Here is a 25,772-nt window from a genome sequence, read left to right as displayed (position 1 = left end):
CCTGTGACTATTGAAGAAAGTTTTTACTACCATGCTCAAACAAGCACGTGTCGCTGCGCTTGCTCTCGGAACAGCAGCGATGCTGACGTTGACTGGCTGCGCAAGCTGGGACAACACGTCGACTACTAACGCTGCCCTGCAAAAAGAACTCCAAGAGGGCGATATCCAAGACATTGCTAATGCCACCGGGCCAGCTCGCGTGGATAACCTCGCTGAGGTTGAGCCGGTAACCGACTCTGCTTCTCCTGCACTACCAGTGGAGCTCACCGATGCCGATGGACACGACGTTGTGGTTGACGATGTGTCCAGAATCGTCGCTCTTGACTTGTACGGCACCTACACCAAAACCCTGCGCGGCTTGGGCCTAGGTGAAAACATCATCGGACGCACGGTCTCTTCTACTGAGGAGTCTTTGAAGGATGTGCCTTCAGTTACCGCCGGCGGGCACGATATCAACGTCGAAGCTGTGCTGAACCTCAATCCTTCACTAGTTATTGTTGACCACTCCATTGGTCCTGCCAGCGCAATTGACCAAATTCGTGCTGCAGGTGTGACCACCGTCGTGATGTCACCCGAGCGATCCATCGACACCATTGGTCAAGACATCCGAAACGTTGCTGGCGTTGTGGGCTTGCCAGAAGAAGGCGAAACGCTCGCACAGCGCTCCGAGGATGAGCTAGCTAAGGCACAGGAAACAATCGCAGAAATCATCCCGGACGAACCTCCACGTATGGCATTCCTTTATGCGCGTGGCACCGGCGGTATCTTCTACATCCTCGGTGCTGAAGATGGCAGCAGTGACTTGATTGAGGCCTTGGGTGGTACTGACATCGCCAGCGAAAGTGGCATTGGTTCACCAACTCCTGCTAGCGCGGAAGCTCTCGTGGAGCTCAACCCACAGATCTTTGTCATGATGAATGCAGGCTTGGAATCAACCGGTGACATCGCCGGTTTGCTGGACCGACCTGGTGTAGCTCAAACCGATGCTGGCAAGAACCAACGCGTTCTCACCCTGCCCGATGGCGACTCCTTGGCCTTTGGCCCTCAAACCGCGGAAATGCTGCTGCGCGCCGCTAAGGGGCTCTACCTGGGCGACGAGTCTGGAAACAGCAACTGATGACACAGACATTTGAGATCCGCCGCAAAACTCGCGGCTACCTCTTTATCGCTTTATCGGTTCTTCTGCTCGTCGCCGCGCTTTTCAGCGTAGCGATTGGCCAATATGAAATTTCGCTCCGGGAGTTACCCGCGCTATTGAAAGCCGGGCCAACAGGGTTTGAAGGAATGGACGGCTCGGTACTGTGGCAGATTCGTCTCCCCCGCTTGGTCCTGGGCCTCCTAGTTGGCGCGGCACTAGGAGTCGGCGGTGCGCTCATGCAGGCTGTCTTTGCCAACCCCTTGGCTGAGCCTTCTGTCATTGGCGTTACCTCAGGTGCCGGCGTCGGTGCCGCAATCGTCATCGTCTTCGGATTTAACTTCCTGGGCTCTTCCACCGTTCCATTCGCAGCTTTTATTACAGGAATGTTCACAACCTGGCTGGTTTACACGCTGTCGCGCTTAGGCGGCAAAGTTCGGGTGGTAAACCTCATCTTGGTCGGCATCGCAGTTAATGCCATCGCCGGCGCAATCATTTCCTTCTTCATCTTCTTCGCGCCGACTACCTCTCGCGAACAGATCATTTTCTGGCAGATGGGTACGCTCTCCGGCGCCAAGTGGGAACACGTTGGTGTCGTCGGAGTCATCGTCGCTTTTGGCCTTATTTGCGCCTGGCTTTTAGTTAAACAGCTAGATCTCCTCGCTTTAGGCGATAAAGCCGCAACGCATGTGGGTGTCGATGTGTCCATGCTTCGCACGTTGTCAATCGTGCTGGCGACCTTGCTAACTGCCGGGGCGGTATCTTATGCCGGTCTCATCGGCTTTGTCGGTCTGGTCATTCCACACATCGTCAGAACCGTTGCCGGTCCATCTAACGCGGTACTGATTCCGGCATCTGCACTTGGCGGCGCACTTCTAATCGCCGGAGCTGATATCGGCTCTCGTACCATCATTCCGTTTGCGGACTTGCCCATTGGTATTTTTACCGCGCTGGTCGGTGGGCCAACATTTTTCATCCTCTTGCGTCGCATGATGAAAAAGGGAGCAGGTGTATAAATCAATGCTTAAAGTAACTGATGTATCCATTGACATCGCCGGCAAACGCATCGTTGACAACGTATCTTTTACCGCGCGAACAGGTACGGTGACAGGCCTGATTGGACCCAATGGCGCCGGTAAATCCACACTTCTATCGGCCCTTGCGGGTGATATGCCCCTTAGTAGCGGGTCGGTGCAATTGGAAGATACAGACCCACAAATAACGCCGGTTAAAGACCTTGCGCGCATCCGCTCCGTGATGCTGCAAGACGTCAGCGTGGCCTTTTCTTTCCTCGTCCGCGACGTCGTGGAAATGGGTCGTCGCCCCTGGGCGCGTACTGAACAAGCAGCACTTGACGATGAAATCATCGACGCCGCGTTAGAAGCCACCGGCACCACGCACTTGATGGACAGAGACATCATGGTGCTCTCCGGTGGTGAGCGCGCCCGCGTCGCCATGGCACGAGTGCTTGCTCAGCGCACCCCTATCGTGTTTTTCGATGAGCCCACCGCGGCAATGGATATTCACTATCAAGAAAAGTCCCTGGGGCTTATCCGCGAACTAGCTTTGCACGGTGCCACCGTTGTCGTCGTGTTGCACGATTTGAACGCAGCAGCGGCCTATTGCGACTCCATTGTCTGTCTTGATCAAGGCACCGTTGCTGCTTCCGGCGATGTCGATTCTGTCTTCACTTCGGACATTTTAAGCAAGGTGTACGGCTGGCCCATCGAAGTGACCAAAACCACTTCCGGCGTACACATTGCTCCGCGGCGCGCCGAACCCGGCGCATTGCACCATTCCCTCATCACCTCAACGAACTGGGCAAATAGCGAAGCTACCGCCCGGCAATAGCCGGCCGGATAAACGCCATTTCAACCCAAAAATACCCCATACCATACCCCCGATTTAGCTAAACCTTGCCTTATTTAGGCAGATCTAACTATGGTAAGCCTGTCCTAGTAAACGCTAGGTATTCCCAAGGAGAAAAATGAAAACCACTCAAAGCCTGCGCGCGGGTGCTGTCGCCCTCGCCCTCGCTGCATCTGCAGTGACCGTCCCTACCGCAATCGCTGCTGAAGCTGAAGGCGTTCCTGCAATTGAATCTGGCGCAATCAACTGGCCAATCAAGGAATCCTTCAACAACTACATCAACATGCCGTTCGTTGATGGTAAAATTGGTACTGACCAGGTGTCCTACGTTAAGGAAGACAAGTCCTTCGACTTTACTGTGAACCCAGATGAGTCTGAATTGGACGCAGACGGCAACGGTACCCTTCAGCTCAATGGCTCCATTCACTACGAAGGCCACCACGGAGCGCTCGATCTGAAGTACTCCGACATCAAGATCAACATCGAAAACGGTACCGAAGCTACGATCACCGCTGACTACCACTTGCAGGGTGGATTCCCTGGCCAAGAAGTCCACGATGCCGAAGTTAACGACGCAGATATTGCTTCCTTCACCCTCGACGAAGCGCTCCTTCCAGTAGCCGAAGAGACCTATGAGCAGACAGATCTGCAGACCTCCTTCTTGCAGGGAGCAGTAGATTCACTTCTCAACTATGATGCTGGCCCAGTCCAGGACGGCGCCGTTGACCTCTCAGTAACCTTCGGTGAGGCTCCTGCAGAGCAGCCAGCTGGTGACGATGACGACGCCAAGGACAACGAGAACCCTGCCGGTAACGATGACGATCAAGACGACAAGGACAAGCAGGAAGATCCAAAGAAGGATCCAGCTAAGGACCTCTCCTCCAAGGACGGTTCTTCTAAGGGTGGAATCATTGCCATCATCGTGGCAATCCTGGCAGCAATCGGTGCAGCAGTTGGCGGTTTCATCCCAGGTATCAACCTGAAGAACTTCGGCTTCTAGTCCGTAGCCTCACTCTCTAACACCACTTTTTCAAGGATGCGCTTTTAAAATGTCTGACCACACACCATCGCTTCGCCGCCGGAATAAGTTCGCCGCGGTCTGCCTTTCCCTAGCACTAGCAACTGGGACATCTGCAGTGGCAACAATTTCTGCGCCAGTCGCACTCGCGCAAAGCTCCGAACAAAACGCCAACCCTACTGGCACTGGTGAAGAACAGCCGGAAACGAGCTCTTGGGATACGAGCTCCATTGCCACTGATGATGGTTCCGTTCTAGACCGAACGATTAATGTGCTCAGCCTGCTCCTTGCTGTAGGTGGTGTCGTTGGAATCTCTGCTTCTCTCATCATGCACTTTGCAGACATGGCTCTGCCGAGTGTTCCGTGGAAGAATTAGCAGCTCCAAGTAATCCTTTCTAAGTAGATGTAGAAAACGCCCTCTCATAGAGCGAAGCGCCGGTCACCCCACCTTTTGGTGTTAGGGTGACCGGCGCTTTTTATGCGGGGTCTTTTAGTTCAGGAAGAATTCCGCAATGTAGACGTACTTGCCATCGGTTGCGGTAGCGACGCCGAAGCCGGTTGGCTCGTTGTGTGGGTTGCCCTTGCGATCCAACCAGTTGGTGCGGTCGCGGGCTTCCTTCTCAGTCAGCTTGAAGATAGCACCGGTGCCCTTGTCTTTGTTTGCGGTGCCGTGGCCGACGCCGTCTTCAAAGGAGACCTTTCCAGCAGCGGCTTCATTTGCCCACTTCTGTGCAGTGGACTGCGCGGAGTTGCTCTTGGTGTGGCCAGCTTCTTCCAAGTGCGCAACGGTTTCATAACGCAGGGTCTCAGCTGCACCAGCAAGCGATGGCAACTTAATGCCAAGTTTGTGGGCAGTGTCTTTAACTTCTTGCGGCAAGCTGGAAATAAACTTCGCTGCAGCCGAATCAATCTGGCTCTGCGCCTGGGAAGATAGCTTTTCAGCTGGGTTTTCCTGGGCGTTAGCGGCGGTGGTACCGCCGAGGGTCAAAGCGCCAGCGAGCGCAATTGCAGTAAGACGTCGAGAAATGCTCATGGCCACCACCATGCCATATCTACCCCACCCCATGCCTAGTCTGAGAGTGGAATTTCCAGCAACTTTATCGCATTGTAATTAAATTGCCAGCCACATCCCAGCCTCACGGCTTTTGTCTGAGAACTCACGAAGCCTCTGCGGGTTGCGCGAAATCGGCGGGTTGCGAGCCTTTGGCGAGCAACCCCCTAGGACTCGAGAGTTTCGCCGAGCTCCATCCATTCCATCTCTAAGCCTTCGCGTTCGGCTTCTAGCTCCTTGAGCTCGCTATCTAAACGCGTGAGAGCCTCGGTGTCCATCTGTTGCGCTGCCGCGGCCATATCGGCATTAATCTTGGCAATTTGCGGGTCCAACTTGCTCATCTTGCGTTCAAGCGCATTCATCTTCTTGGTGATCTCGCGCTGTTCTTGGTTAGACAATCGTGACTGCGGAGCTGCTGCCGGGGTAGAACCCGCAGCCGCTGCTGCAGCACCCGTGGAGGCTGGCCCCGCGCTGGAGGCATCGATAGGCGCTGCCTCAGAGGTGTTTGCAACGTCGCCAAGGTTTAAAGCGCCAGTGGGATTGGCGGCTTCGTGCTCTGCGCGAATCTTGAGATACTCTTCAATGCCGCCGGGCAGGTTGGTTAATTTGCCGTCGCCGAAAAGGGCGTAGGTGTCATCGGCGATGCGCTCAATTAAATAGCGGTCGTGGGAGATAACCACCAGGGTGCCAGGCCAGGAATCGAGCAGGGACTCTAGCTCCTGCAGGGTGTCGATATCGAGGTCGTTGGTGGGCTCGTCGAGTAGTAGCACGTTAGGTTCTGCCATCAGCACGCGGGTCAGCTGCAGGCGGCGGCGCTCACCACCGGAGAGATCCCCAATCGGGGTGCGCTGGCGCTTAGGGCTAAAGCCCAGCCTTTCAGCTAGCTGTGAGGCCGACATTTCCTTTTTGCCCATGTGCACATAGGTCGCGACGTCTTCAATCGCATCCAGCAGACGACGGTTGGGGTCTAGGTCGTCTAATTCCTGACGCAGCCATCCCAAGCGCACGGTTTGGCCTTCAATGCGGCGGCCTTCAGCGAGCTTGTTCTCCCCCGCCAAGGTACGTAGCAAGGTGGTCTTGCCGGAGCCGTTCACCCCAACCAAACCGATGCGTTGGCCAGGCGCCAGGCGCCAGGTGAGGTTTTCTACTAACTCGCGGCCATCGGGAGTGGTGATGGTGGCATCTTCTAATTCAATGACCACACGGCCCTGGCGCTGTTTGGAAAAGGCCATCAGCTCCACGGTGTCACGCGGGGCTGGAACATCTGCGATTAAGGCTTCGGCCGCTTCAATGCGATAGCGTGGCTTCGACGTACGCGCAGGTGCGCCACGGCGCAGCCAGGCTAGCTCTTTGCGAGCAAGGTTTTGCCGGCGCTGCTCCATCGCATCAGCTTGGCGTGCGCGCTCAGCACGTGCGAAAGTCCAATCGTTATAGCCGCCGTCATAAGAATCCACTTGACCGTCGTGGACTTCCCACGTCAAAGTCGCAATGGTGTCTAAGAACCAGCGGTCGTGGGTAACCACGATGACGGCCACTTTGCGGGCAAGCAGGTGGCTGGCCAGCCACTGCACGCCTTCTACATCCAGGTGGTTAGTCGGCTCATCCAAGACCACTAGGTCCACATCTTGAACCAAGGCCGCAGCGAGGTTAACGCGGCGACGCTCCCCACCAGAAAGTTGCCCCACGACCGTATCAAGGCCAAGTTCGACAATGCCTAGCCCGCCGAGCACGTCACGGACTTTGGCATTCGATGCCCATTCGTAAGTCTCAAGCCCCAGCGGCTTAATAACGGCCTCGGCAATGGTAATGGATTCATCCAGGTCAAAGCGCTGGGTGACCACGGCCATGCGCAGGCCAGAGTTATGGGAGACGCGTCCGGAGTCAGGTTCTTCAATGCCTGTAAGCACTTCCAGCAAGGTGGTTTTACCACCGCCGTTGACACCGACGATGCCGATGCGGTCGCCGGTTTGTACGCCGAGGGAGACATTATCCAACAGGGTCTTTAGACCGAAGGATTTAGTGACTGTTTCTAAATTGATGAGGTTTGCCATAGTTAGTCATCAATTCTAGCCCCATTGCCCCTAGTAGATCCGAACCCCGGGTCCTGGTGAGCTTGCTACGTAGCCGCGCGTCTTCGGAATTTCGAGGGTGACTTGGCTGCGTACTTCTTCGGCTTGGGCTGCGTCCTCGCATAAAAAGGCAATCGTCGGACCCGATCCGGAGACAATGCCGGTTAAAGCGCCGGCTTCCATTCCCACTTCCATGGTCTTGCGCAAGTCGGGCCGCAGTGATAAAGCAGCTGGCTGCAGGTCGTTTTTTAAAACCTTGGCCAGACGGTGCACATCGCCGGAGACTAGGGCTTGGGCCGTGTCAGTAACATCCAGGGACGGAGTTAAGGAGCCATCGCCAGCGCTTGCCGATGCCTCCCTCATCTCATCAAGTTTTTTAAAGACCGCTGGCGTCGATAGCCCTTGTGCAGAAGCAATGAAGCACCAGTGGTATTCGCCACGTGTGAGCATTGGTGATAAAACCTCGCCGCGGCCTTTGCCTAAAGCGGTACCGCCCATCATGGTAAAAGGGACATCGGAGCCTAAATCCGCGGCGATCTCTTGCAGGATATCGGCGCTAGCGATTTCCAGCTCAAAGAAAGTGGCATAGAGTTTCTGCGCGAGCATCAGCGCCGCAGCAGCATCAGCAGAGCCTCCGGCCATTCCCCCGGCGGCAGGGATTTGCTTATGGATTTCTACATCCAAGGCTGGATAGCTCAGCGGGATGTGCACCGCTAGCCTATCGAGGGCCTTCCACACCAAGTTGCTTTCGTCGGTGGGAACACCGGCGGCGGTGGGACCTGTAATTTTCAGTGGTCCTGCGACAGGTGATTTTCCGCGGTCAAGAACATTATCGCGGATATGCAAGGTGATCTCATCGTAGATATTTACGGATTGAAAGACCGTGGACAGTTCGTGGAATCCGTCTTCGCGCGCGGGCCAGACACCGAGGTGCAGATTTACTTTTGCATAGGCGCGCGCTTTCCACTCGCGCTGCAAGTTCGGCATCCGCTCTGGCACGCGGCAATAAGGATCATTCGGATCGTTGGAACCAGTCAGATCACTCATGTGTGGCTCCTCCGTTCCCTGCGTCGACCGTAGCAAGCCGCATAAAATCATCGATACTGAGCTTTTCACCGCGCTGTGTCGGCTCAATATCAGCTGCGCGCAGCGCTTGTTCTGCAGCTTGTCCCGAGCCATAAAAGCCAGAAAGTGCAGCGCGCAGGGTCTTGCGGCGTTGGGCGAAGGCGGCATCGATAAGCGGCCAAAGCGTCGCCGGGCGCTCACGCGGCGGATATAAATCGATGCGTACCAAGCCGGATTCGATGTTGGGTGCTGGCCAAAAGACATGCTTGCCGATGTTCCCGGCCTTGCGCACGTTGCCATAAAAGGAGGCCTTCACGCTAGGTACGCCATAAACCTTGGAGCCTGGATCCGCAGCGAGACGATCGGCAACTTCTAGCTGTACCATGACCAGTACGCGCTTCAGCGTTGGATAAAGCTCCAATAGGTGCAATAGCACCGGCACCGCAACGTTATAGGGCAAATTGGCAACTAGTGCGGTGGGCTCGCCTAATTCTTCTGCATCGATACGCAAAGCATCTTTGTGAAGCAAAGTGAGCTTGTCCGCGTGCTCTGGCGCGCGCCATGCAACAGTCGATGGTAATTCGCCGGCCAAGCGCGGATCGATTTCGACCGCGGTGACATGCTGAACTTCGTCTAGAAGCCCAAGAGTTAAGGACCCAAGGCCAGGGCCGACCTCGACCACGTGGTCATCGGCAGATAAATCCGCCGCGGCAACAATGCGGCGGATGGTGTTGGGGTCATGCAAAAAATTCTGACCCCACTTTTTGGTGGGGCTGACATCTAGCTTTTCCGCTAGGTCACGAATTTCAACGGGCCCTAATAACTTTGACATGCCCTCTAATTTATCGCAGATACGGTTTTAGTATTAGCGCAGACCCATCGAAGCAGTACATGCTGGCCATGCGCCCCAGCCCTGAGCTGCCTGAACCTTTTCTGCAATAGCGATCTGCTGCTCGCGGGATGCCTGGTAAGCCTGTGGTGCATACTCTCCGCCACCGTAGGCCTGCCAGGTCTGCGCGTTGAATTGCAGACCGCCGGAGTAGCCATTGCCGGTGTTGATGTGCCAGTCGCCGGTGGCCTCACACTGCGCAAGTTCATCCCACACGGATCCGCCGGCAACTGCTGGAGCATCTGCTCCAGCAGATTCCGGAGCTGCTTCCTTCGTACCGCGGGCAATCGTCGCTGGGCGTGGCTTGGTCAGGATGTTTTCAGAGATAACATCCTTGGACTCTTCCTTGCCGTTGACAAGAACCTTCTTAATGGTGCGCTCGCGCTCACCTGGCATGCCTTCTTCGACGATGCGCTCTTCGCCCTTTTCCAAGTTCTCGTCATCAACGTAGTTTGGTTCAGCGTCAAAGTCTTCGGTCAGATCGAATTCTTGTACTTCTACGCGGTCCACGACGATCTTGGTGCCTGGGGTGAGCTTTTCCTCTACCCCTGGGGACACGCGGTCATCAGAGTCGACCTTGATGCCGCGCTCTTTTAATACATCCCCAACGGTCTTAGCCGCGATGGAAGTGTAGGTAACTTTGCCACCGTCTTTAATGGAGACGATCTTTGGACTCACGACCTCCAATTCCATCCCATCTGTAATCTTGTCACCTGCTGTGGCTTCCTCATCGCCAGCCAAAACGGCTGCGCCAGGTGCTACACCGTCGATGGTGCTCAGCAGGTCATCTACCGTCAACGCGGTAGACTTCATGGTCTTTTCTTCACCGTCTACCGTAACAGCCACAGGCTTCGCGGTACGCACCGTGATGGATTCACCACTATTTAAGGCTTCGCTCGGCGCTGGGTAGATGAGGTCATCATCAGCGTATTCAACGCCTGCCGCAGCAAGCGCGCCTTCGACATCAGAGGAGAAGGTTGCAAGTTCAATACGCTCACCGTTTAAGTCCACAGTGACATCTTTTTGCGCGTTGACAGCAACGACGCCGCCAACCGCAAGCGTGCCCAGCATGCCGCCTGTTGCCAGGCGCAGTGGTAGCGAACGCGTATTATTGATTCGCTTGATGTGGTGCGTGGTAGACATGGAACCTTCTAGAACTTCTTGGGAGTATTGAAATTTTTGCCACTTCCCGACGAGTGTTTTGACGCAGTCAATTACAACCATCAGGATAACAATTAGTAACAATACGATAACACTGCGTGACTTTCTAAATAATCACGACAGGCCGCACAACTTATCGAACTTCATTCACACCCATCACAACCAACACGCATTACCTGCGCGGACTCCGGCCGTGAAGTTTCTCACATCTGCCCCCGCCAGCCTTGGGCCGCGAACCTTAACGCGCCTATGCCGCAGAACGCATAAAAGGCTGTGCCGCTTTATGCGTTGTGCGGGCTCAAAACCCGGTCAAAGTTAGCCCGGACCTGCTCTACCAGCTCTTCTACCGATTGATTACGCGCTTCAGCCACAACGCGGTAGGTATGCCCAATCAGCGATGGCTCATTGCGTGAGCCGCGAAATGGCTCCGGAGTCATATAAGGAGCATCAGTTTCAATCAGGATCTGCTCAGCTGGTGCTAAGGCTGCAGATTGACGTAGTTCCTCATTGCGTTTGAAAGTGACATTGCCCGCAAAGGATAAAATGTAGCCGCGATCGAGCGCTTCCTTGGCCACCTCGAGTGGCGAAGAAAAGCAATGCAGCATGACATTCGGCACCTGCACACAGTCGCCGAGCACCCGCATGAGATCCTTATCAGCCTCGCGGTTGTGGATCATCAACGTCTTATTTACTTCGGCGGCTAGCTCAGCGTGCCATTTTAAAGCTTGTTCTTGGACTTCTAAGCTTGCGGTGTCTTCTGGTGCATGCTGCGTCCAGTAATCATCCAGCCCAGTCTCCCCCACTGCCACGCAGCGCGGATCGGCTGCCATCGCCTTCAGCCGTGACTTCGCCTCAGCATCTAAGGTGTGCGCCTTGGTGGGGTGAATAGCGCATGCGGCGAAAATACGGTCATGCGCTTGCGCTGCCTGTAAAGCCAGCTCAGCCTCATCAATACCATCGCCTACAGTGCACACGCGCTCAACCCCGGCTGCCACAAAACGATCGATCAGCACTGGAATCTCATCCTTGCACGACGTCAGGTGGGTATGGGCATCAATCATTCCGCTCAGACCCTCTGCCGGAACTGGAGTTGGACGTGGCTTCTTCTTCGACATGCCCCTAGTATAAAAGCCACCCCGCAGGGTGGCTTATCCGGGGAGAACTCCCGTGAGAAAAATTTGCGCTCTAGCTAGAGAATTCTATTGCTGACGCGCAAGCTCATCATCAATAAAGACATTGCGCGCTGCGCGAACGCCAAAGATGATGAGCGCCAAGCTCATGACAGTAACCAGAATCAGCGCCGCATCCCAGGTGCCAGTCGCCGAGTATAAAAAGCCCATGAGCAATGGGACAATACCGGCGATGATGTAGCCGCCTGGCTGGACAAAGCCAGAAAGGCGCGCGGTGACCAGTGGGGAGCGTGTCCGAGCGGTGAGCAGTGCCAGTGCAAGTGGGAAGCACATGCCGCCAACTCCCAGCATCGATGCCCACACCAGTGGCGCGGCAGTGGGCGCGAACATGACACCAAGCCAACCACCAGCAGTGACAACACCCAGAATGACCGGCAAGGAAACCACGCTGTTAAGACGTGAGAGCAGCCACGGCATAAGCACGCCACCGATAACGTTAAGGCCGCCGAGCACCGCTAGTGCGATACTCGAGATTGCTTCACTGACTCCGGATTCGACCAAAATAGCTGGCAACCAACCCATCTGGGCATAAGCACCGGAGGATTGAATACCGAAAAATAGCATCATCGCAATCGCCGTGGGCGACTTGATGAGTGAGCCTCCCGGGTCTGAAACAGGCTGCGCTGGCAGGGGTTTAGCCGGTTTCTTCTCTGCGTTTTCGAGCTCTTCTACCAGCGCCTCCGGATCCGGCATGACACCAGCGGACGGCACATCCTTTTTGGTCCTGCTCAGCACGATTGCCCAAACCACAACCTGCACTACGACAGGAACGACCCAGACTCCCAAGCTCCAACGCCATGCTGAAGAACCACTAAAGAGCAACGCCGATAGTGGACCAACCGCACCAGATGCACCCAGAACTGCGGTGTAGATCATCATCAACCGCACTTGGTGGGTCCCCTGGCTGTGCTCTTTAACCCATGCGGGCAGCAGAATATTTGCTACCGCGATCCCGGCAATGAGCAAAACGGTGAGCAAGAGAAATGGCCAGTAGCTATTGACAAAGGGACGAATAGCCAAACCCACCAGCAAAGCAACGCTGCCGGCCACCAAAGTGGGCGAAAGCCCTAAACGGCGCGCAATCGGGACCGCCGACCAGCCCATAATGGCGAAACAAAATCCCGGAAGTGAGGTCAAAATACCCGCTGTGGAATTGCTAACCCCGAAGGAGTCAGCCACTTGCCCAATTACCGGCGCTAAGGATGAAATTCCTGCGCGCAGGTTTATCGCGGTAAACGCCACGGCAATAACCGCTAGCCCGAATCCCACCGTGAGCTTCTTAGCCACGAAGTCCACCACCTTCGTTAAATATTTGTTGTTGCTCCTTAAAGAAGCATTGCTCGACGCAGCCTAGCCCAGTTCGTCCTCAGGCTTACCGTGCCAAAGCGGCATCTAACAATGCGAAGGAGAAAAATTAGAGCGCACGCAGCGCAAGAGACATAAAAGATTAAGGGAACGCTGCTTTAAAGCGTTCACGTATACGCTACGCCACCGGCTCGAAGACTGGCACAATGCCTAACCCACAGCACAAGCTAAGACTTCGTTAATTGCCCAAGGGACGCGTTTATCCCCAATAAAGTGCGGCTTACATTGCAGCTTTGAATATCTGCGATTAGCAACATTCGAACTTCTGCGGGTCCGCGAGAATCGCGTCTAGCACATTACAAACCAAACTCGATGGTCCCCAGATTCTTCCACCCCTTCGGCAGTTTTCGCGTCCCCGGCTTTTGGTGGCCCCAGATCCATGGAGGGAAGCCGGAGGCCGCTTGTAAGTTGTTAAAAGATTGTAGGTTAGGGATGGCAAACGCCACCGTCAGCAGTACAGTGTCGATCTCTGTGCCTTCGGGAACGGCTGGCTGCGCAACCTATGCCAGCGCCAAGTCAGGTCTTATCGAACCAACCGAAGCCTCAGCGTGGAAATCTGTAGTCGATGGAATCCATGTCAATGCGCTGGTATCCCTACGGGTATCCCCAACATTGCTCATGTATTAAGCCGTTGCTGACGTGGCTCCCGAGGATACGCCGCGCCCGTGCAAATGCTCTCGCCGCAACCATCGCTTTCTTTGCCAGTCACGACTCGCCAAATAGGATCCGGACGGCTCTTGTCATCGATGGCGGCTGCCAAATCGGCTAATCTTATTTCGTTCAAGATCAATAAGGCGCCAAGGAACAATATGCTTGGCGCCTTAGCAGTCCAAAAGGAACTTAAGCCTCGTCACGTGGGATAACCGGTGCCCACTCCGGACCGGTAACGCCGAGCTCTGGATCCAGCTTCGCAATGAGTGGCTTTGGCTTTTCCAGCTTGGTGCCAGGCACGACATCGACACGCGCCCAGGTGGCCTGCTGCGCGTCATAGTCACCCGTGATGATTGGGTAAGAATGACCTTCTTCTGGCAGGTTGATGCCCATCAAATCCACTGGCATATCATCTTGAACCTCGTGAATTTGCGGCTTCGCAGCCCACACGCCGGTGCGACCGAGGGTCTCATGAACCTTTTGCGCGGTGTGTGGCAAAAATGGGGTGAGCATGATGTTGCAGTCAGATACCACCTGCAGTGCGGTCCACAGCACGGTGGCCAGACGCTCGCGCTGGGTTTCATCTTTCGCCAGCTTCCATGGCTCTTGGTCTGCGATATAAGCATTCGTCTCACCGACCACGTGCATTGCCGCGGTGATCGCAGCCTTGAACTTGGATGCTTCCAAATATTCTGCAGCGGTAGCAAGGGTTTCCTCAGCCAAGGTAAGAATCTTGGTGTCAGCCTCAGTCAAGGTTGCGGGGACTGGAACTTCACCGAAGTTCTTATTAGCCATGGAGACCGTACGGTTGACCAGGTTGCCCCAGCCATTGGCCAGCTCATTGTTGATGCGGCGGACGAATTCATCCCAGGTGAAGTCAGTGTCATTGTTTTCTGGACCTGCAACAGCGATGAAGTAACGCAGTGCATCGGGGCCAAACTCCTTGAGGAAGTCCTTGACGTAGATGACAACGCCCTTGGACGAGGAGAACTTCGAGCCCGACATAGTTAAGAACTCAGAAGAGACAATTTCGGTTGGAAGGTTCAGCTCACCGTACTTGTGTAGTTCGCCGCCCTTAGAGCCCTTACCGGCATAGCCGAGCAGTTCTGCTGGCCAAATCTGTGAGTGGAAGGTGATGTTGTCTTTACCCATGAAGTAGTAATGACGCGTTTCCGGATTTTGCCAGTAATCCTTCCACGCATCGGGGTTGCCGCTGCGGTATGCCCACTCGATGGAAGAGGATAGGTAGCCAATAACCGCGTCGAACCACACGTAGAGCTTCTTCGCATCGTTCTCTGCCCAGCCCTCAATTGGAATAGGAATGCCCCAGTCAATATCACGGGTCATTGCGCGTGGTCGCATATCTTTAATCAGATTGAGCGAGAACTTTAAGGTGTTAGGACGCCAATCCTCACGGGTATGCAGCCACTCGGTCAAAACTTCAGCCAATGCTGGCAGATCCAGCAAGAAGTGCTCAGTTTCAACGAACTCTGGGGTTTCGCCGTTAATTTTGGAAACCGGGTTGATCAAGTCGATCGGGTCGAGCTGGTTACCGCAGTTGTCACACTGGTCGCCGCGGGCACCATCGGCATGACAAATTGGGCATTCGCCCTCAATGTAACGGTCCGGCAGGGTACGACCAGTCGATGGAGAGATCGCACCCTGCATGGTTTCTTTAATCATGTAGCCGTTGTCGTACAGGCCCTTGAAAAGCTCCTGGGTAACGGCGTAATGGTTGCGCGTTGTGGTGCGGGTAAACATGTCATAAGACAAGCCCAGGCCAGCCAAGTCTTCGACGATCTGGCGGTTATAGCGATCCGCGAGTTCACGCACGCTCACGCCTTCTTTATCAGCCTGGACCAGCAACGGGGTGCCGTGCTCATCCGTGCCAGAGACCATGAGTACGTTGCGTCCGCGCATTCGCTGAAAGCGAGCGAACACGTCTGAAGGAACGCCGAACCCCGCCACGTGTCCGATGTGGCGGGGTCCATTGGCATACGGCCAGGCAACGTTAACTACGAGAGACTCAGTCATGGCCTCTACTTTATCCAACAAGTCAACGTCTGTGAATTTCGCCCCAAATAAATTGGGACTTTCTGTATTTAGCGCTTCTTTGTCTTCACAGCTGCCTTGTTGTGCTTTGCTTGACGACGTGCTTCTTTCGACTGCACCTCGCGGTGAATACGACGCTCGCGAGCCAGCTTGCGCTGGAAGGCCTGTGCCTCGCGGTATTCCACGTAAATAACGTCATTGCGGAGGTCCTTCACGATGGCAAACATGAGGAATACCAACACGACGAGGAATGGCGACGCAGCAACAATAGTCACGTTCTGCAGGTTATTCAGTGCGTCTTCACCGGTCAACAGCAGCACCAGCCCAACGGCTGCGGTGAGAACACCCCAGATGGCAGACAGCCACGGAGTAGCGTCCGAGCGGCCGTTTTGGGACATGGAGCCCATGACCGTTGACGCGGAGTCCGCCGAGGTAATAAAGAAAGTAGCCAACAAAATCATGCCGACAACCGCTGCGATACTACCCATCGGGAAGGATTCCAACAGGTTGAACAGCTCGGCCTCAGTGGTCTCACCGACGATGGAACGTCCAGTCTGTTCCAAGTGGATTGCGGTGCCACCGAAGATGGAGAACCAAATGGTGGACACACCAGCTGGCACCAGCAAAACACCGATGCAGAATTCGCGAACGCTACGGCCGCGGGAAATACGTGCCAAGAACATGCCTACGAACGGGGACCAAGAAATCCACCATGCCCAGTAGAAGATGGTCCAGCCCGACAGCCACTCACCAGCGGTACCGTCAGCGGACTCAGCGGTGCGACCAATCATTTCAGTGAAGTTAGCCAGGTAGTTACCAACGGAACCTGGAACCAAGTTCAAGATGGTCACGGAAGGACCAACGATGAACACGAAGATTGCCAGCAGAGCTGCCATGACCATGTTGGCGTTAGAGAGGTACTGAATGCCCTTGCCCACGCCAGAAAGTGCGGACAGGATAAACGCCAGGGTCAGAACCAGAACGATACCTAGGACAACGCTGTTGGATGGGTCGTCCACTATGCCGGAAGCCTGCAAACCAGCTTGGATCTGCAGTGCACCCAGGCCCAGGGAACAAGCGGTACCGAATACAGTGGCGAAAATAGCCAGGATGTCAATCAGCTTGCCAAGTGGACCGGCAGCGCCTTTCTCACCGATGAGCGGGACGAAAGCGGAAGACAGCAGCTGCTTACGGCCGATACGGAACGTGGAGTAAGCAATAGCCAAGCCGATAATCGCGTAGATTGCCCATGGGTGGAGGGTCCAGTGGAACATAGCTGTTGCCATGGACGTACCCACTTCATTGGACTCATGTCCAGGCACACCATCGCGATAGAAGGCTAGTGGTTCTGATGCACCATAGAACATCAGACCAATACCCATGCCAGCGGCGAACATCATGGAAATCCATGACACCGTGGAAAATTCCGGCTCTTCGTTAATCGCGCCTAGTTTGATGGTGCCAAACTTGGAAGCAGAAATAGCGATAACAAAGACCACAAAAACGGTGGTAAAGAGGACGAATGCCCAACCAAAGTTATCGGTAACAAAGCTCAGCGCCGCACCCGAGACATCCGCGAAGTTGTCTGGGAGGGAAAGGCCCCAGACGACAACTGCTGCAACGAGCACACCGGCAATGCCGGTAACCGTCCAGTCAATCTTGGCGTCTTTCTTATCTGCTTCGAGTTCGATTTCTTCTTCTGCTGGGTGCTCAGAAGGATCGAAATCGGTATCCAGCATGGACGCTAGCTGACCGGTTGCAGATTCATTCGATTCGTAAGTCTCCTCCTCAGATACCTGTGGCGGGACTCCCCCATCCATATTTTCAGCCTGGCCGGAGCCAGGCTGACTTTCTTGTGAATTTTCAGGATCTCCAATAGTCATAGCTAAAAGGATGCTGGAAAAACAGATGCAATGGCAACATAAAAAGGATTGATTTACATATTAATTCTATTAATCTAAGAGCCACAAAAACCCGTGTTCGCTGCTAACTTCATGCGCAATGCCATTATCCTCACGAAAGATTATCATTTCACCCGGAAAAATAACGGTTGTATAACATTTCGCCTTTTGTGTGGTGCCTAACAGCTATTTGTTAAGGTTTTTGCAGTGCGGCTTGATATAAATCGCGGTTAGATACGCCAGTCCCCTCAGTTACATGCTTGCAGGCATCTTTCAAACGCATGCCAGATGCTACTAATTTCTCAACCTCCGGGAGCAATGATTCCACGGACACAATCTGCGCACTGCCACCATCTAGAACGACCGTAATTTCCCCGCGCGCATTATCGACTGCCCACTCGGCCAATTCTCCGAGGGATCCCCGTCGGATTTCTTCAAATTTCTTCGTCAACTCCCGGCACACCACAGCGTTGCGCTCCGCACCTAAGACCTCCACGGCTTGGGCGAGGGTTTCAGCTAGGCGATGCGGCGATTCAAAAAAGACCACCGCGCGCGATTCCGAACGCAGGCTCTCTAGCCATTTTTGACGTTGCCCTGCTTTGCGCGGGACAAAACCATCAAAGATAAACCGCCCTGCGGAAAGACCGGATAGTGCCAAAGCGGTAGTTACCGCGGATGCTCCTGGAAAACACGTCACGGGCACGCCCGCTTCGGCAGCTGCCACCACAATGGAGTGCCCAGGGTCAGAGACCAACGGCATACCGGCATCGGTGACAACTAGGACCGTGCCGGTCCGGGCGGCATCGATAAGCTGCTGTGAACGCTGATCTTCATTGTGGTCGAAGTTGGAAACTACCTGTCCCCGAATTTCAATCCCCAAAGCCTGCGCGAGGTTGCGCACGCGACGGGTATCTTCAGCAGCGATGACATCAGCTGTGGCTAAGCCCTGCTTTAGTCGATCTGTTGCGTCGGCCATATTGCCCAATGGGGTTGCTGCGAGTACTACACCGCGCGGAAGATCTTGAGTGGTCATATCTTCCATTATGATGACTTGAGTGCCTAGACTTCAATCCCACCCAGGAAAACCCGGTGCACAGGCCACCTCCGTGCCACCCCGGTCTGCTCCCTTGGCGCCACCAGTGCCACCGCCTGTCTATCTCTGGCATCGCACGGATCTTATTTCCACCTGGGTTATTGCTGCTCTAGCCTTTATCACCCGCTTTATCGGGCTGACCGCGCCAACTTCATCAGGCACCCCAATTTTTGATGAAAAGCACTACGTGCCTCAGGCCTGGGATATGACGAAGGCTGGCATTGAGCTCAACCCCGGCTATGGACTTGTGGTTCACCCACCGTTGGCAAAAGAAATCATCTCCTGGGGCGAAATGCTCTTTGGCTACACACCGCTGGGCTGGCGAGTCATGGCCGCGCTCTTTGGGGTCGGCACCGTGGTGATGATCATGTCGCTCACCCGGCGTCTAACCGCATCTTGGCAAGTAGCCACCTTCGCCGGCATCATCGCCGTATTTGATGGCGTACTGCTGGTGGCTTCCAAGTTCGGTATGTTGGATATCTTCCTTACTTTCTTCGTGGTCGTTGCCGCATGGGCACTGGTGCGCGACCACCAGCAAGTACACAACCGGCTGCATGCTGCGTGGCTCGAGGGCGGCCTCGGGGATTCTGTCTTCGGCCCACGCATCGGCTTTCGCTGGTGGCGCTTTACTGCCGGCGTCGCGCTAGGTCTTGCCCTCAGCGTGAAATGGTCCGGGCTGTATTACATCGCGTTTTTCGGGCTTACGTGCGTCTTTGCGGATTTGTGGCTGCGCCGCCGCTACGGCATCAAGCGCTACATTACGGGCACTTTGCTTCGCGATGTCCCCGCCGCCCTTGCCTCCCTTGTCGCCTTACCGGTTGCTTTGTACCTGTGGTCGTGGCGCCACTGGTTTGGTACTGAGACCGCCGTCTACCGCCACGCGGTCGCCGATAGCACAGTGCCTGCGGATTCTCCCTTGCGGATGTTCCCCGATACTCTGGCGAACTTTTTCTACTACCACTCCTCCGTGCTGGAATTTCACGCCTCACTGACCACTTCTGGTGGCCACTCCCACCCCTGGGATTCCAAGCCTGTGGAATGGTTGGTCGCCGGGCGTCCGATTCTGTATTACTCCAATACCAATCTGGAGTGCTTCAACGGTGCTGAATGCCGGCAAATGATCTATCTCTTCGGCACCCCGATTATCTGGTGGCTACTCATCCCAGTCTTACTCTGGTCACTATGGTGTGTACTGCTACGCAAAGACCGCCGCTTCATCCCGCCACTTGTAGGCTTTGCCGCCGGGTTTATCCCCTGGCTTATTGCCTATGACCGCCAGATGTATTTCTTCTATGCCGCACCACTGATTCCTTTTGTCATCGTGGCCTTGGCTCTTATCCTTGGGCAACTGGTTGGTCACGGCAAAGAGGTGCGCTGGCTCATCCCGGCGCGCGCCCCACGCGGCACCGTCGCCGCCTACTGCTACCTCGGTGCAGTTATCGCCATGTTCGTGTACTTCTCCCCCATCTTGTACGGCTACACCATCCCCGAGGCCTGGTATAACTCCATCATGTGGCTGCCGAACTGGCGCTAACTAAATCTCCCCTCGGACAGTTGTGTACGCGAGAGGTGTTCGTCTGCAAATAAATAAACGGTGCTGCATCCTCATATCGAAGAGCAGCACCGTTTAGATTTTCTATGGCATTACGTCACCAGAGTTAGGCCCCAGTGTTTGACCGGTGTAGATATCACCGCCGGGCGAAGATGCTAGGAGCAAAGCCGTAGGCGCAACTTCTTCCACCCTTCCGAAGCGGCCAATAGGCAGTTCTTTTTGCTTCTCATCACGCCACTGCTGAGTAATCCCATCAAACAGTGGAGTCTCAATAGGGCCAGGTGCAATGGCGTTGACCAAGATATTGTGCTCTGCTAACTCCAATGCCATTGATTTGGTCATTCCAATTACACCGGCTTTGGCAGCGACATAATGTGCCAGGCTGACTGCGCCCTTGATGGCAGTTTGCGAAGCAATATTGATAATGCGCCCGCCGCCACGTTTGACCATATGGGGCGCAGCATATCGTCCTGACAGGAATACTCCCTTGAGGTCGATTCTAATGGTGCGATCAAAGGTCTCTTCGGACATTTCCAAAAAGTCTTGTTGGTCCAAGATTCCAGCCGCCGTGACTAGAATGTCTATTCCGCCGAATTCAGCTGCGACTTCGTCCATTACCTTTTCGGTTGCCGCCCCATCGGTCACATCCAGGGACCAGGCTTTCGCTGTACCACGCTGCGAAAGAATATTCTCAACGGTCTTCTGCGCATTTTCTGCGTTGAGATCAACTACCGCAACAGATGCCCCGTGCTCGCCGAATAATTCCGCTATGGCGGCTCCAATACCACTGGCAGCCCCGGTAACAACTGCAACTTTGCCTTCTAATTGAGGTCCAATAGCCATTTTTCTTCGTATCTCCTTCTAATTCTCCATGCTTCAATTCATTCATGCCAGCGGTCTAGCTAGGCCAACGCACGGTTTGTCCACCGTCAACAATAAGTTGCTGGCCGGTGACAAACGCTGCGTCATCGGAGGTGAGGAAGCGAATCGCGCGTGCGCATTCTTCGGTGGTGCCAACCCGTCCCCACGGGATATAGCTGCTCGCTTCATCTAGCCCGTCTTTACCCAGGGAATTGTTTCCATCCAGTGACTGAGGGCTTTCGATGAGTCCTGGAATAATCGTGTTTACGCGGATCTTTCGCGGAGCAAGCTCCACTGCCAAGGAGCGGCATAGCCCCTGAAGACCAGACTTCGCTGCGGCATAGTGGACGTGCTCTTCCCAACCGTAATGTCCGCCTGCAATAGATGAAGCTGCAACCATCGCACCACCGTCAGTCATGCGCGCTGCGGCGGAACGGAAAAGGCGAAGAACACCGACGAGATCGATATCGAGCATGTCATTGAAACGCTCATCAGTCATGTCCTCCAACGGTGCACGACGCAAAATACCCGCCATGGCTACCGCAATATCAATACGTCCAAACTCATCTAGTGCGGTTTGTGCGAATTTCTCAACGTCAGCAGCCGAGGAAACATCACATGGGACAGCGATACAGCGACGTCCTTCTGCCTCTACTGCCTTGACCACAAGTTGTGGGTCGTGACCATCAGCTTCGATATAGGAAATGACACTGTCGCATCCAGCCTTTGCATAGAGTGCGGCTAAGGATGCACCAATGCCGCTACTACCACCTGAGATGAGAGCTACTTTTCCTTCGAGTCCATCGTCGCGAGTCAGCATTTTTCTTCTCCTTATTGTGAAAATTTAAAGGTTAGGTGTGATTAGTTTTCACTGGTGTGGGCAGGAACTTTCCGCGTCCCCAACATCATGAATGCTGCCAGCAGTAGTGGAACTGAACCGGCAATGATCGACGCAGTGGTCATGGATAGTCCAGAACCCAGGAGCAACGAAATGAGGCCCGAACCGAGGATGGCTCCAGCTGGAGCCATGACGTGCGCCAGGTTGGCGCCCACTCCGCGAACATGGGCTGGGTAGGATTCGCCCATATAAAACAGCATCGCTGCAAAAGGACCGTTCAGGAAGAACAGGCTTGCAGAATAGGTCATGAGGACAAATGCGGAGGTATCAGGACCTAGCAATAGCGCCAGTGATGCCAGTCCTCCAAGTAGCCAGCCGCCAAAAACTGCTGTCCGACGACCGATGCGGTCTCCCAACCAGCCGTGGAACAGGTAGCCAACGAATGCAGCAACATTGCCCAAAATCAGGACTGTCAAAGAGTCAGTAAATTCAAAATTCTTAGCTTCCACCAGCACTGTCGTGCCAAGTACTGAAATGACTTGGATAGCCATCCAGCTAAATAGCCATGCTAGGCACAGAGAAATCGTGTGCCGGCGAAGTTCGGGTGTAAAGACGCCTTTGAATCCAACTGCCTTGTCCCCGGGCATCTCGATTTCTTGTTCTTCGGCCAGGGCGCGGGCGCCTTCATAGTTGCCAGCGTCGATTCGCCGCTGAACTTCTTTCATTGCCAAGAATGTCGGAGACTCCGGCAGCTTCGCAGCTAGGATCAGAACCACGATGGAGACCGCAGCAGCTAGAACGAAGCTCCAACGCCAGCCGATGACAGGTAAGAGCAATGCTGTCATAGCCGCACCAAACATGGCGCCTACTGGCCAGCCACTTTGTACAAGGCTGAACATAAAGCCGCGGGCTTTAGCCTTCCGGTAGATCTCGTTGAGATACACCGAATTCACGACTTCTTCCGAAACCGCAAAGCCGGAGAAGGAACGAATAATGACCATGGACAGCGCACCGATTGCAGCGCCCGTCAGTCCAGAGCTAATCGCACCTCCGATGACCAGCAGAATAAGAGCTCGCTTACGGCCCATCCGGTCAATGATGGTGCCCACCAGCAAACAAACGATGAGAACTCCGACCATTGCCCAGGTATTAACTGCGGTAGCTTGTGCGGTCGACCAACCAAAATCTTCAGCGATAACTGGTAGCAGGGTGCCGAACAAGGTGTAGTCATACACCGAGGCAACCCACGCTAAAAAGCATACAAAGGATACGTAATAAACGGTCTTCTTAGGTATTTCTTGATTCCACGGTTCTTGTGGAGGTGCCTGCTCGTTCGAATTAACGCCAGGAGGTGAAATCTGAGTCATGACATTGCCACTTTCTGGGATGTGTGACGCATTGGAGGATGAGGTTTAGAAAGTGCGAGCATCTCAATACCAGACCTCTACCGGCAGAAACATCAAAGCCTGCCCGTGAAGTATTTAACGATCTGTTTTCGTTTCACAAGATGGAAACACTCGCACAAAATAGATTCAGAAGTAACCCAAACGTTTGTGTAACTTCTTGAACTAGGAAGCTACACCAATCACAGCAAGAACGTCTAGTGATGACCGATACAAAATTCGAGAGACGGAGCCGCCGAAATTAACCCAGAACCCACCCGATAACACCCGTGAGCAGCTCGCGCAGAACAAAAGGGCACGCAGCCCACTTACCCCCTACCGAGGGTGCTGGCGCGTGCAGCCAGTCGCGGCACAAGCCGGATCGACGCCGGGTCCTGCCCCTCAAGACGCCGCCAAAGCAATTCAAAACCCTGAACTCCCATCTCATGCATGGGCGAACAGATGGTCGTCAACGGCAAGGTCAACTCCGTTGCCAGCGGAGTATCGTTATAACCGACCACAGCCACATCATCAGGAACCTCAAATCCCCGCTCGCGCAACACACCCATTGCTGCAATCGCAGCAAAGTCATTCGGTGCAAAAATTGCATCTGGGCGCACCCCCTGGTCAAGCAAGGTCTCCATAGCGCAGCGCCCACCCGCCGCATCAAACGGACCATCAATTACGTGCGTATCAGGAATATCGATTCCCGCCTCGCGATATATCGAGCGAAAGCCCCTGACACGGTCCCGGAAGGTAGAGGCAAAGCGCTGACCACCAACAACGCAAGGCTGCGTCCGGCCAAGACTTAGCAGATGCTCAGCCGCCAACTCGCCACCCAAAACATCATCGGTAGTAGCTGACAAATACCTCGTGCCAGCATGCCTATTAACCAGCACAAATGGAATGCCGCGCTTATCTAATTCATCCAAATAAGGTTCTTTGTAGTGAGCATCGCCGATAATCAGACCGTCAACCCTGCGATCCAGCAACGACTCCGCCCGCTTACGATGCAGGTCAGGAAGGTCAAGAGAGTTCGCCACAAAGGCAGAGAAGTTGTGTTTACTGGCAGATTCTTCAATCCCCTCAAACACGGTGGCCAGCACAAAGTCCTGCAACCGGGGAACCAAAACGCCTACAAACTCCGAACGGTTCGTACGAAGACTAGCGGCATGCGGATTGCGCTTATATCCACTCGAAATGGCCACATCCTTAATGCGCTCCACGACCGAGGGAGAAGCCCACCGGCTAGCTTCACTAGCTGGGGAATTAATCACTCGGGAGACGGTAGAAACATCAACACCAACTTCATCGGCAATCATGCGCAGGGTTACCCGGCGCGCTTTTGCATTCATGTTTTTCTCCATCCCTTCGCGAATTACCCAACAAAGACCTTAACGCGACATCGTCTACCGACACTAAGTAGAAAACCACCCCCACCGCGGGGCAAGCCATTGCCCTTTTACTGCGAGTTTCATTTACCCTAACTCAAATTGCTTGACACAAACGATTGTGTGAATCATTATGGCAAATACCGCGTGAACTAATGCACATCCAGTGAACTACAGTGAGCGCGGTCGCGACTAAAAGGAGAGCAACACTCAACATGGCACGCATTACAGTTCTTGCGACCGGTGGAACCATCGCGTCCACTAGGAGCTCCACACCCGGAGCTACTGCCACCGAATCAATTGAGGCATTGCTTCAAAGCGTCGATACTGGCACACATGAGGTAACCGGCAAAGATATTCTCACTACGGGTTCATATCTGCTGAACCACAAGGATCTTCGCATTATCGCGGAGTCTGTGGCAGATGTCCTCAAGGACGACAACTGCGATGGTGTGGTGCTTACTCACGGGACCGATACTTTAGAAGAAACCGCCTATCTTCTTGATCTGGTTCATTCCAGTTCAAAGCCAGTGGTTGTCACAGGCGCTCAGCGCACTCCGGACAGCATTGGCCATGACGGCGAGCTAAACCTTCAGGATGCCATTGCGGTGGCAGGCTCTTCAAAGTCTCAAGAACGCGGAGTACTCATTGTCTTCGCAGGAGCTATCCATCCTGCACGAGGAACCACGAAGCTACACACCACTAACCCATCACCATTTGGTGGAGTCGGTGCTTGTGGCTACGTGGCCGATATTCCATCCAGTGCCAGTAAAATCGGCGAAAGCTCCACCCAGGCGGATAAGCAGGTTCATTATCATGCTTGCCCACGCCGGGCACGAGCTCTCAACCTTCCTGATGAAAGGTTTGATTCCACTCGCGTTGATGTTGTTGTCACCCACCCGGGCGCTGACGCTACAGCAGCGCAAGCATATGCGGATGCCGGAGCCGCAGGGCTAGTTCTTGTGGGTACCGGTGCAGGAAATGGAAACCACGCACTGTTGGAGTGGGCTTCCGAGACAATCGAATCCGGCATTACCGTTGGGTTATCCACTCGCGTTCCACACGGATCGGTACTTCCCCTGTATGGAAACGGTGGTGCTTCAGATTTTCTGCAAGCTGGTGCGCTCTTCATGGGAGATCTCCCATGGTCTCAAGCAAGAATCCTTCTTGCATTGTTGTTATCTCAGCAGCAAGTCATTTCATCCGATGCCTTAGCTGAACACATTTAATTCTCTTCAC

The 25,772-nt window shown here is 54.5% G+C and carries 22 protein-coding genes; 8 read left to right on the top strand and 14 right to left on the bottom strand.

The genetic code is table 11. From position 1 onward, the window contains the following. The first annotated feature begins 31 nt into the window (after window positions 1-31). From C5Y44_RS03710 to C5Y44_RS03690, 5 genes are all read left to right on the top strand, one after another. Window positions 32-1,117: a hemin ABC transporter substrate-binding protein gene (locus tag C5Y44_RS03710; RefSeq protein WP_105323732.1), complete on the top strand. Its 1,086-nt coding sequence runs from the start codon at window positions 32-34 to the stop codon at window positions 1,115-1,117. Beyond that, window positions 1,117-2,151, top strand: coding sequence for an iron ABC transporter permease (locus C5Y44_RS03705; protein WP_105323731.1), 1,035 nt, complete (start codon window positions 1,117-1,119; stop codon window positions 2,149-2,151). Before C5Y44_RS03710 ends, C5Y44_RS03705 begins: the two co-directional genes overlap by 1 nt. 4 nt (window positions 2,152-2,155) lie before the next feature. After that, on the top strand, window positions 2,156-2,986 hold the full coding sequence (locus C5Y44_RS03700; RefSeq protein WP_105323730.1) for a heme ABC transporter ATP-binding protein: 831 nt from the start codon (window positions 2,156-2,158) through the stop codon (window positions 2,984-2,986). Between the two features lie 136 nt (window positions 2,987-3,122). Next, complete coding sequence (locus C5Y44_RS03695; RefSeq protein ID WP_105323729.1) at window positions 3,123-4,004, top strand: HtaA domain-containing protein; 882 nt, start codon at window positions 3,123-3,125, stop codon at window positions 4,002-4,004. A gap of 49 nt (window positions 4,005-4,053) precedes the next feature. Continuing rightward, the gene (locus C5Y44_RS03690; protein WP_105323728.1) at window positions 4,054-4,398 is read left to right on the top strand and encodes a hypothetical protein; all 345 of its coding nucleotides are present in this window, start codon (window positions 4,054-4,056) and stop codon (window positions 4,396-4,398) included. Between the two features lie 114 nt (window positions 4,399-4,512). On the opposite strand, the gene C5Y44_RS03685 is transcribed toward C5Y44_RS03690, so the two are convergent. From C5Y44_RS03685 to C5Y44_RS03655, 7 genes are all read right to left on the bottom strand, one after another. After that, window positions 4,513-5,055: a hypothetical protein gene (locus C5Y44_RS03685; RefSeq protein ID WP_233189813.1), complete on the bottom strand. Its 543-nt coding sequence runs from the start codon at window positions 5,053-5,055 to the stop codon at window positions 4,513-4,515. A 185-nt stretch (window positions 5,056-5,240) separates the two neighbouring features. Then, window positions 5,241-7,124 carry an ABC-F family ATP-binding cassette domain-containing protein gene (locus tag C5Y44_RS03680; protein WP_105323726.1) on the bottom strand — a complete coding sequence of 628 codons (1,884 nt, stop codon included), beginning with the start codon at window positions 7,122-7,124 and terminating at the stop codon, window positions 5,241-5,243. Window positions 7,125-7,154: 30 nt separating this feature from the next. Next, window positions 7,155-8,129 (bottom strand): 4-(cytidine 5'-diphospho)-2-C-methyl-D-erythritol kinase, encoded by a 975-nt coding sequence (locus tag C5Y44_RS03675; RefSeq protein WP_105324057.1) that lies wholly within the window; start codon window positions 8,127-8,129, stop codon window positions 7,155-7,157. Between the two features lie 52 nt (window positions 8,130-8,181). After that, complete coding sequence (gene rsmA / locus C5Y44_RS03670; protein ID WP_105323725.1) at window positions 8,182-9,039, bottom strand: 16S rRNA (adenine(1518)-N(6)/adenine(1519)-N(6))-dimethyltransferase RsmA; 858 nt, start codon at window positions 9,037-9,039, stop codon at window positions 8,182-8,184. Between the two features lie 33 nt (window positions 9,040-9,072). Then, window positions 9,073-10,239 carry a resuscitation-promoting factor gene (locus C5Y44_RS03665; protein WP_105323724.1) on the bottom strand — a complete coding sequence of 389 codons (1,167 nt, stop codon included), beginning with the start codon at window positions 10,237-10,239 and terminating at the stop codon, window positions 9,073-9,075. Window positions 10,240-10,538: 299 nt separating this feature from the next. Then, window positions 10,539-11,372, bottom strand: coding sequence for a TatD family hydrolase (locus C5Y44_RS03660; RefSeq protein ID WP_105323723.1), 834 nt, complete (start codon window positions 11,370-11,372; stop codon window positions 10,539-10,541). An 84-nt stretch (window positions 11,373-11,456) separates the two neighbouring features. Beyond that, on the bottom strand, window positions 11,457-12,734 hold the full coding sequence (locus C5Y44_RS03655) for a CynX/NimT family MFS transporter (protein ID WP_105324056.1): 1,278 nt from the start codon (window positions 12,732-12,734) through the stop codon (window positions 11,457-11,459). A gap of 510 nt (window positions 12,735-13,244) precedes the next feature. On the opposite strand from C5Y44_RS03655, the gene C5Y44_RS13225 reads away from it, so the two are divergent. Beyond that, window positions 13,245-13,439, top strand: coding sequence for a hypothetical protein (locus C5Y44_RS13225; protein WP_146108471.1), 195 nt, complete (start codon window positions 13,245-13,247; stop codon window positions 13,437-13,439). Between the two features lie 213 nt (window positions 13,440-13,652). Here the strand turns inward: C5Y44_RS13225 and metG are convergent, their stop codons facing one another. The 3 genes from metG to rsmI all read right to left on the bottom strand — a co-directional run bounded on the left by metG (window position 13,653) and on the right by rsmI (window position 18,449). Then, window positions 13,653-15,497 (bottom strand): methionine--tRNA ligase, encoded by a 1,845-nt coding sequence (gene metG / locus C5Y44_RS03650; protein ID WP_105323722.1) that lies wholly within the window; start codon window positions 15,495-15,497, stop codon window positions 13,653-13,655. Window positions 15,498-15,565: 68 nt separating this feature from the next. Further along, window positions 15,566-17,335, bottom strand: coding sequence for a BCCT family transporter (locus tag C5Y44_RS03645; RefSeq protein WP_199185986.1), 1,770 nt, complete (start codon window positions 17,333-17,335; stop codon window positions 15,566-15,568). A gap of 274 nt (window positions 17,336-17,609) precedes the next feature. Next, the gene (rsmI, locus tag C5Y44_RS03640) at window positions 17,610-18,449 is read right to left on the bottom strand and encodes a 16S rRNA (cytidine(1402)-2'-O)-methyltransferase (protein ID WP_105324055.1); all 840 of its coding nucleotides are present in this window, start codon (window positions 18,447-18,449) and stop codon (window positions 17,610-17,612) included. Between the two features lie 73 nt (window positions 18,450-18,522). On the opposite strand from rsmI, the gene C5Y44_RS03635 reads away from it, so the two are divergent. Next, on the top strand, window positions 18,523-20,043 hold the full coding sequence (locus C5Y44_RS03635) for a phospholipid carrier-dependent glycosyltransferase (protein ID WP_199185985.1): 1,521 nt from the start codon (window positions 18,523-18,525) through the stop codon (window positions 20,041-20,043). A 102-nt stretch (window positions 20,044-20,145) separates the two neighbouring features. Here C5Y44_RS03635 and C5Y44_RS03630 read toward each other — a convergent pair whose 3' ends face one another. The 4 genes from C5Y44_RS03630 to C5Y44_RS03615 form a co-directional block, all read right to left on the bottom strand. Next, on the bottom strand, window positions 20,146-20,904 hold the full coding sequence (locus C5Y44_RS03630) for an SDR family NAD(P)-dependent oxidoreductase (protein WP_105323719.1): 759 nt from the start codon (window positions 20,902-20,904) through the stop codon (window positions 20,146-20,148). A 55-nt stretch (window positions 20,905-20,959) separates the two neighbouring features. Continuing rightward, on the bottom strand, window positions 20,960-21,742 hold the full coding sequence (locus C5Y44_RS03625) for an SDR family NAD(P)-dependent oxidoreductase (RefSeq protein ID WP_105323718.1): 783 nt from the start codon (window positions 21,740-21,742) through the stop codon (window positions 20,960-20,962). A 41-nt stretch (window positions 21,743-21,783) separates the two neighbouring features. After that, window positions 21,784-23,127 (bottom strand): MFS transporter, encoded by a 1,344-nt coding sequence (locus tag C5Y44_RS03620; RefSeq protein ID WP_105323717.1) that lies wholly within the window; start codon window positions 23,125-23,127, stop codon window positions 21,784-21,786. A gap of 344 nt (window positions 23,128-23,471) precedes the next feature. Then, window positions 23,472-24,497, bottom strand: coding sequence for a LacI family DNA-binding transcriptional regulator (locus C5Y44_RS03615; RefSeq protein WP_105323716.1), 1,026 nt, complete (start codon window positions 24,495-24,497; stop codon window positions 23,472-23,474). A 251-nt stretch (window positions 24,498-24,748) separates the two neighbouring features. On the opposite strand from C5Y44_RS03615, the gene C5Y44_RS03610 reads away from it, so the two are divergent. After that, the gene (locus tag C5Y44_RS03610; protein ID WP_105323715.1) at window positions 24,749-25,762 is read left to right on the top strand and encodes an asparaginase; all 1,014 of its coding nucleotides are present in this window, start codon (window positions 24,749-24,751) and stop codon (window positions 25,760-25,762) included. The last annotated feature ends 10 nt before the right edge of the window (window positions 25,763-25,772 follow it).

Source organism: Corynebacterium sp. J010B-136 (genome assembly GCF_002967075.1).
Lineage (GTDB): Bacteria > Actinomycetota > Actinomycetes > Mycobacteriales > Mycobacteriaceae > Corynebacterium.
The sequence above is the reverse complement of the archived record's forward strand: the minus strand, read 5'-3'. Positions and strand labels throughout refer to the sequence as shown.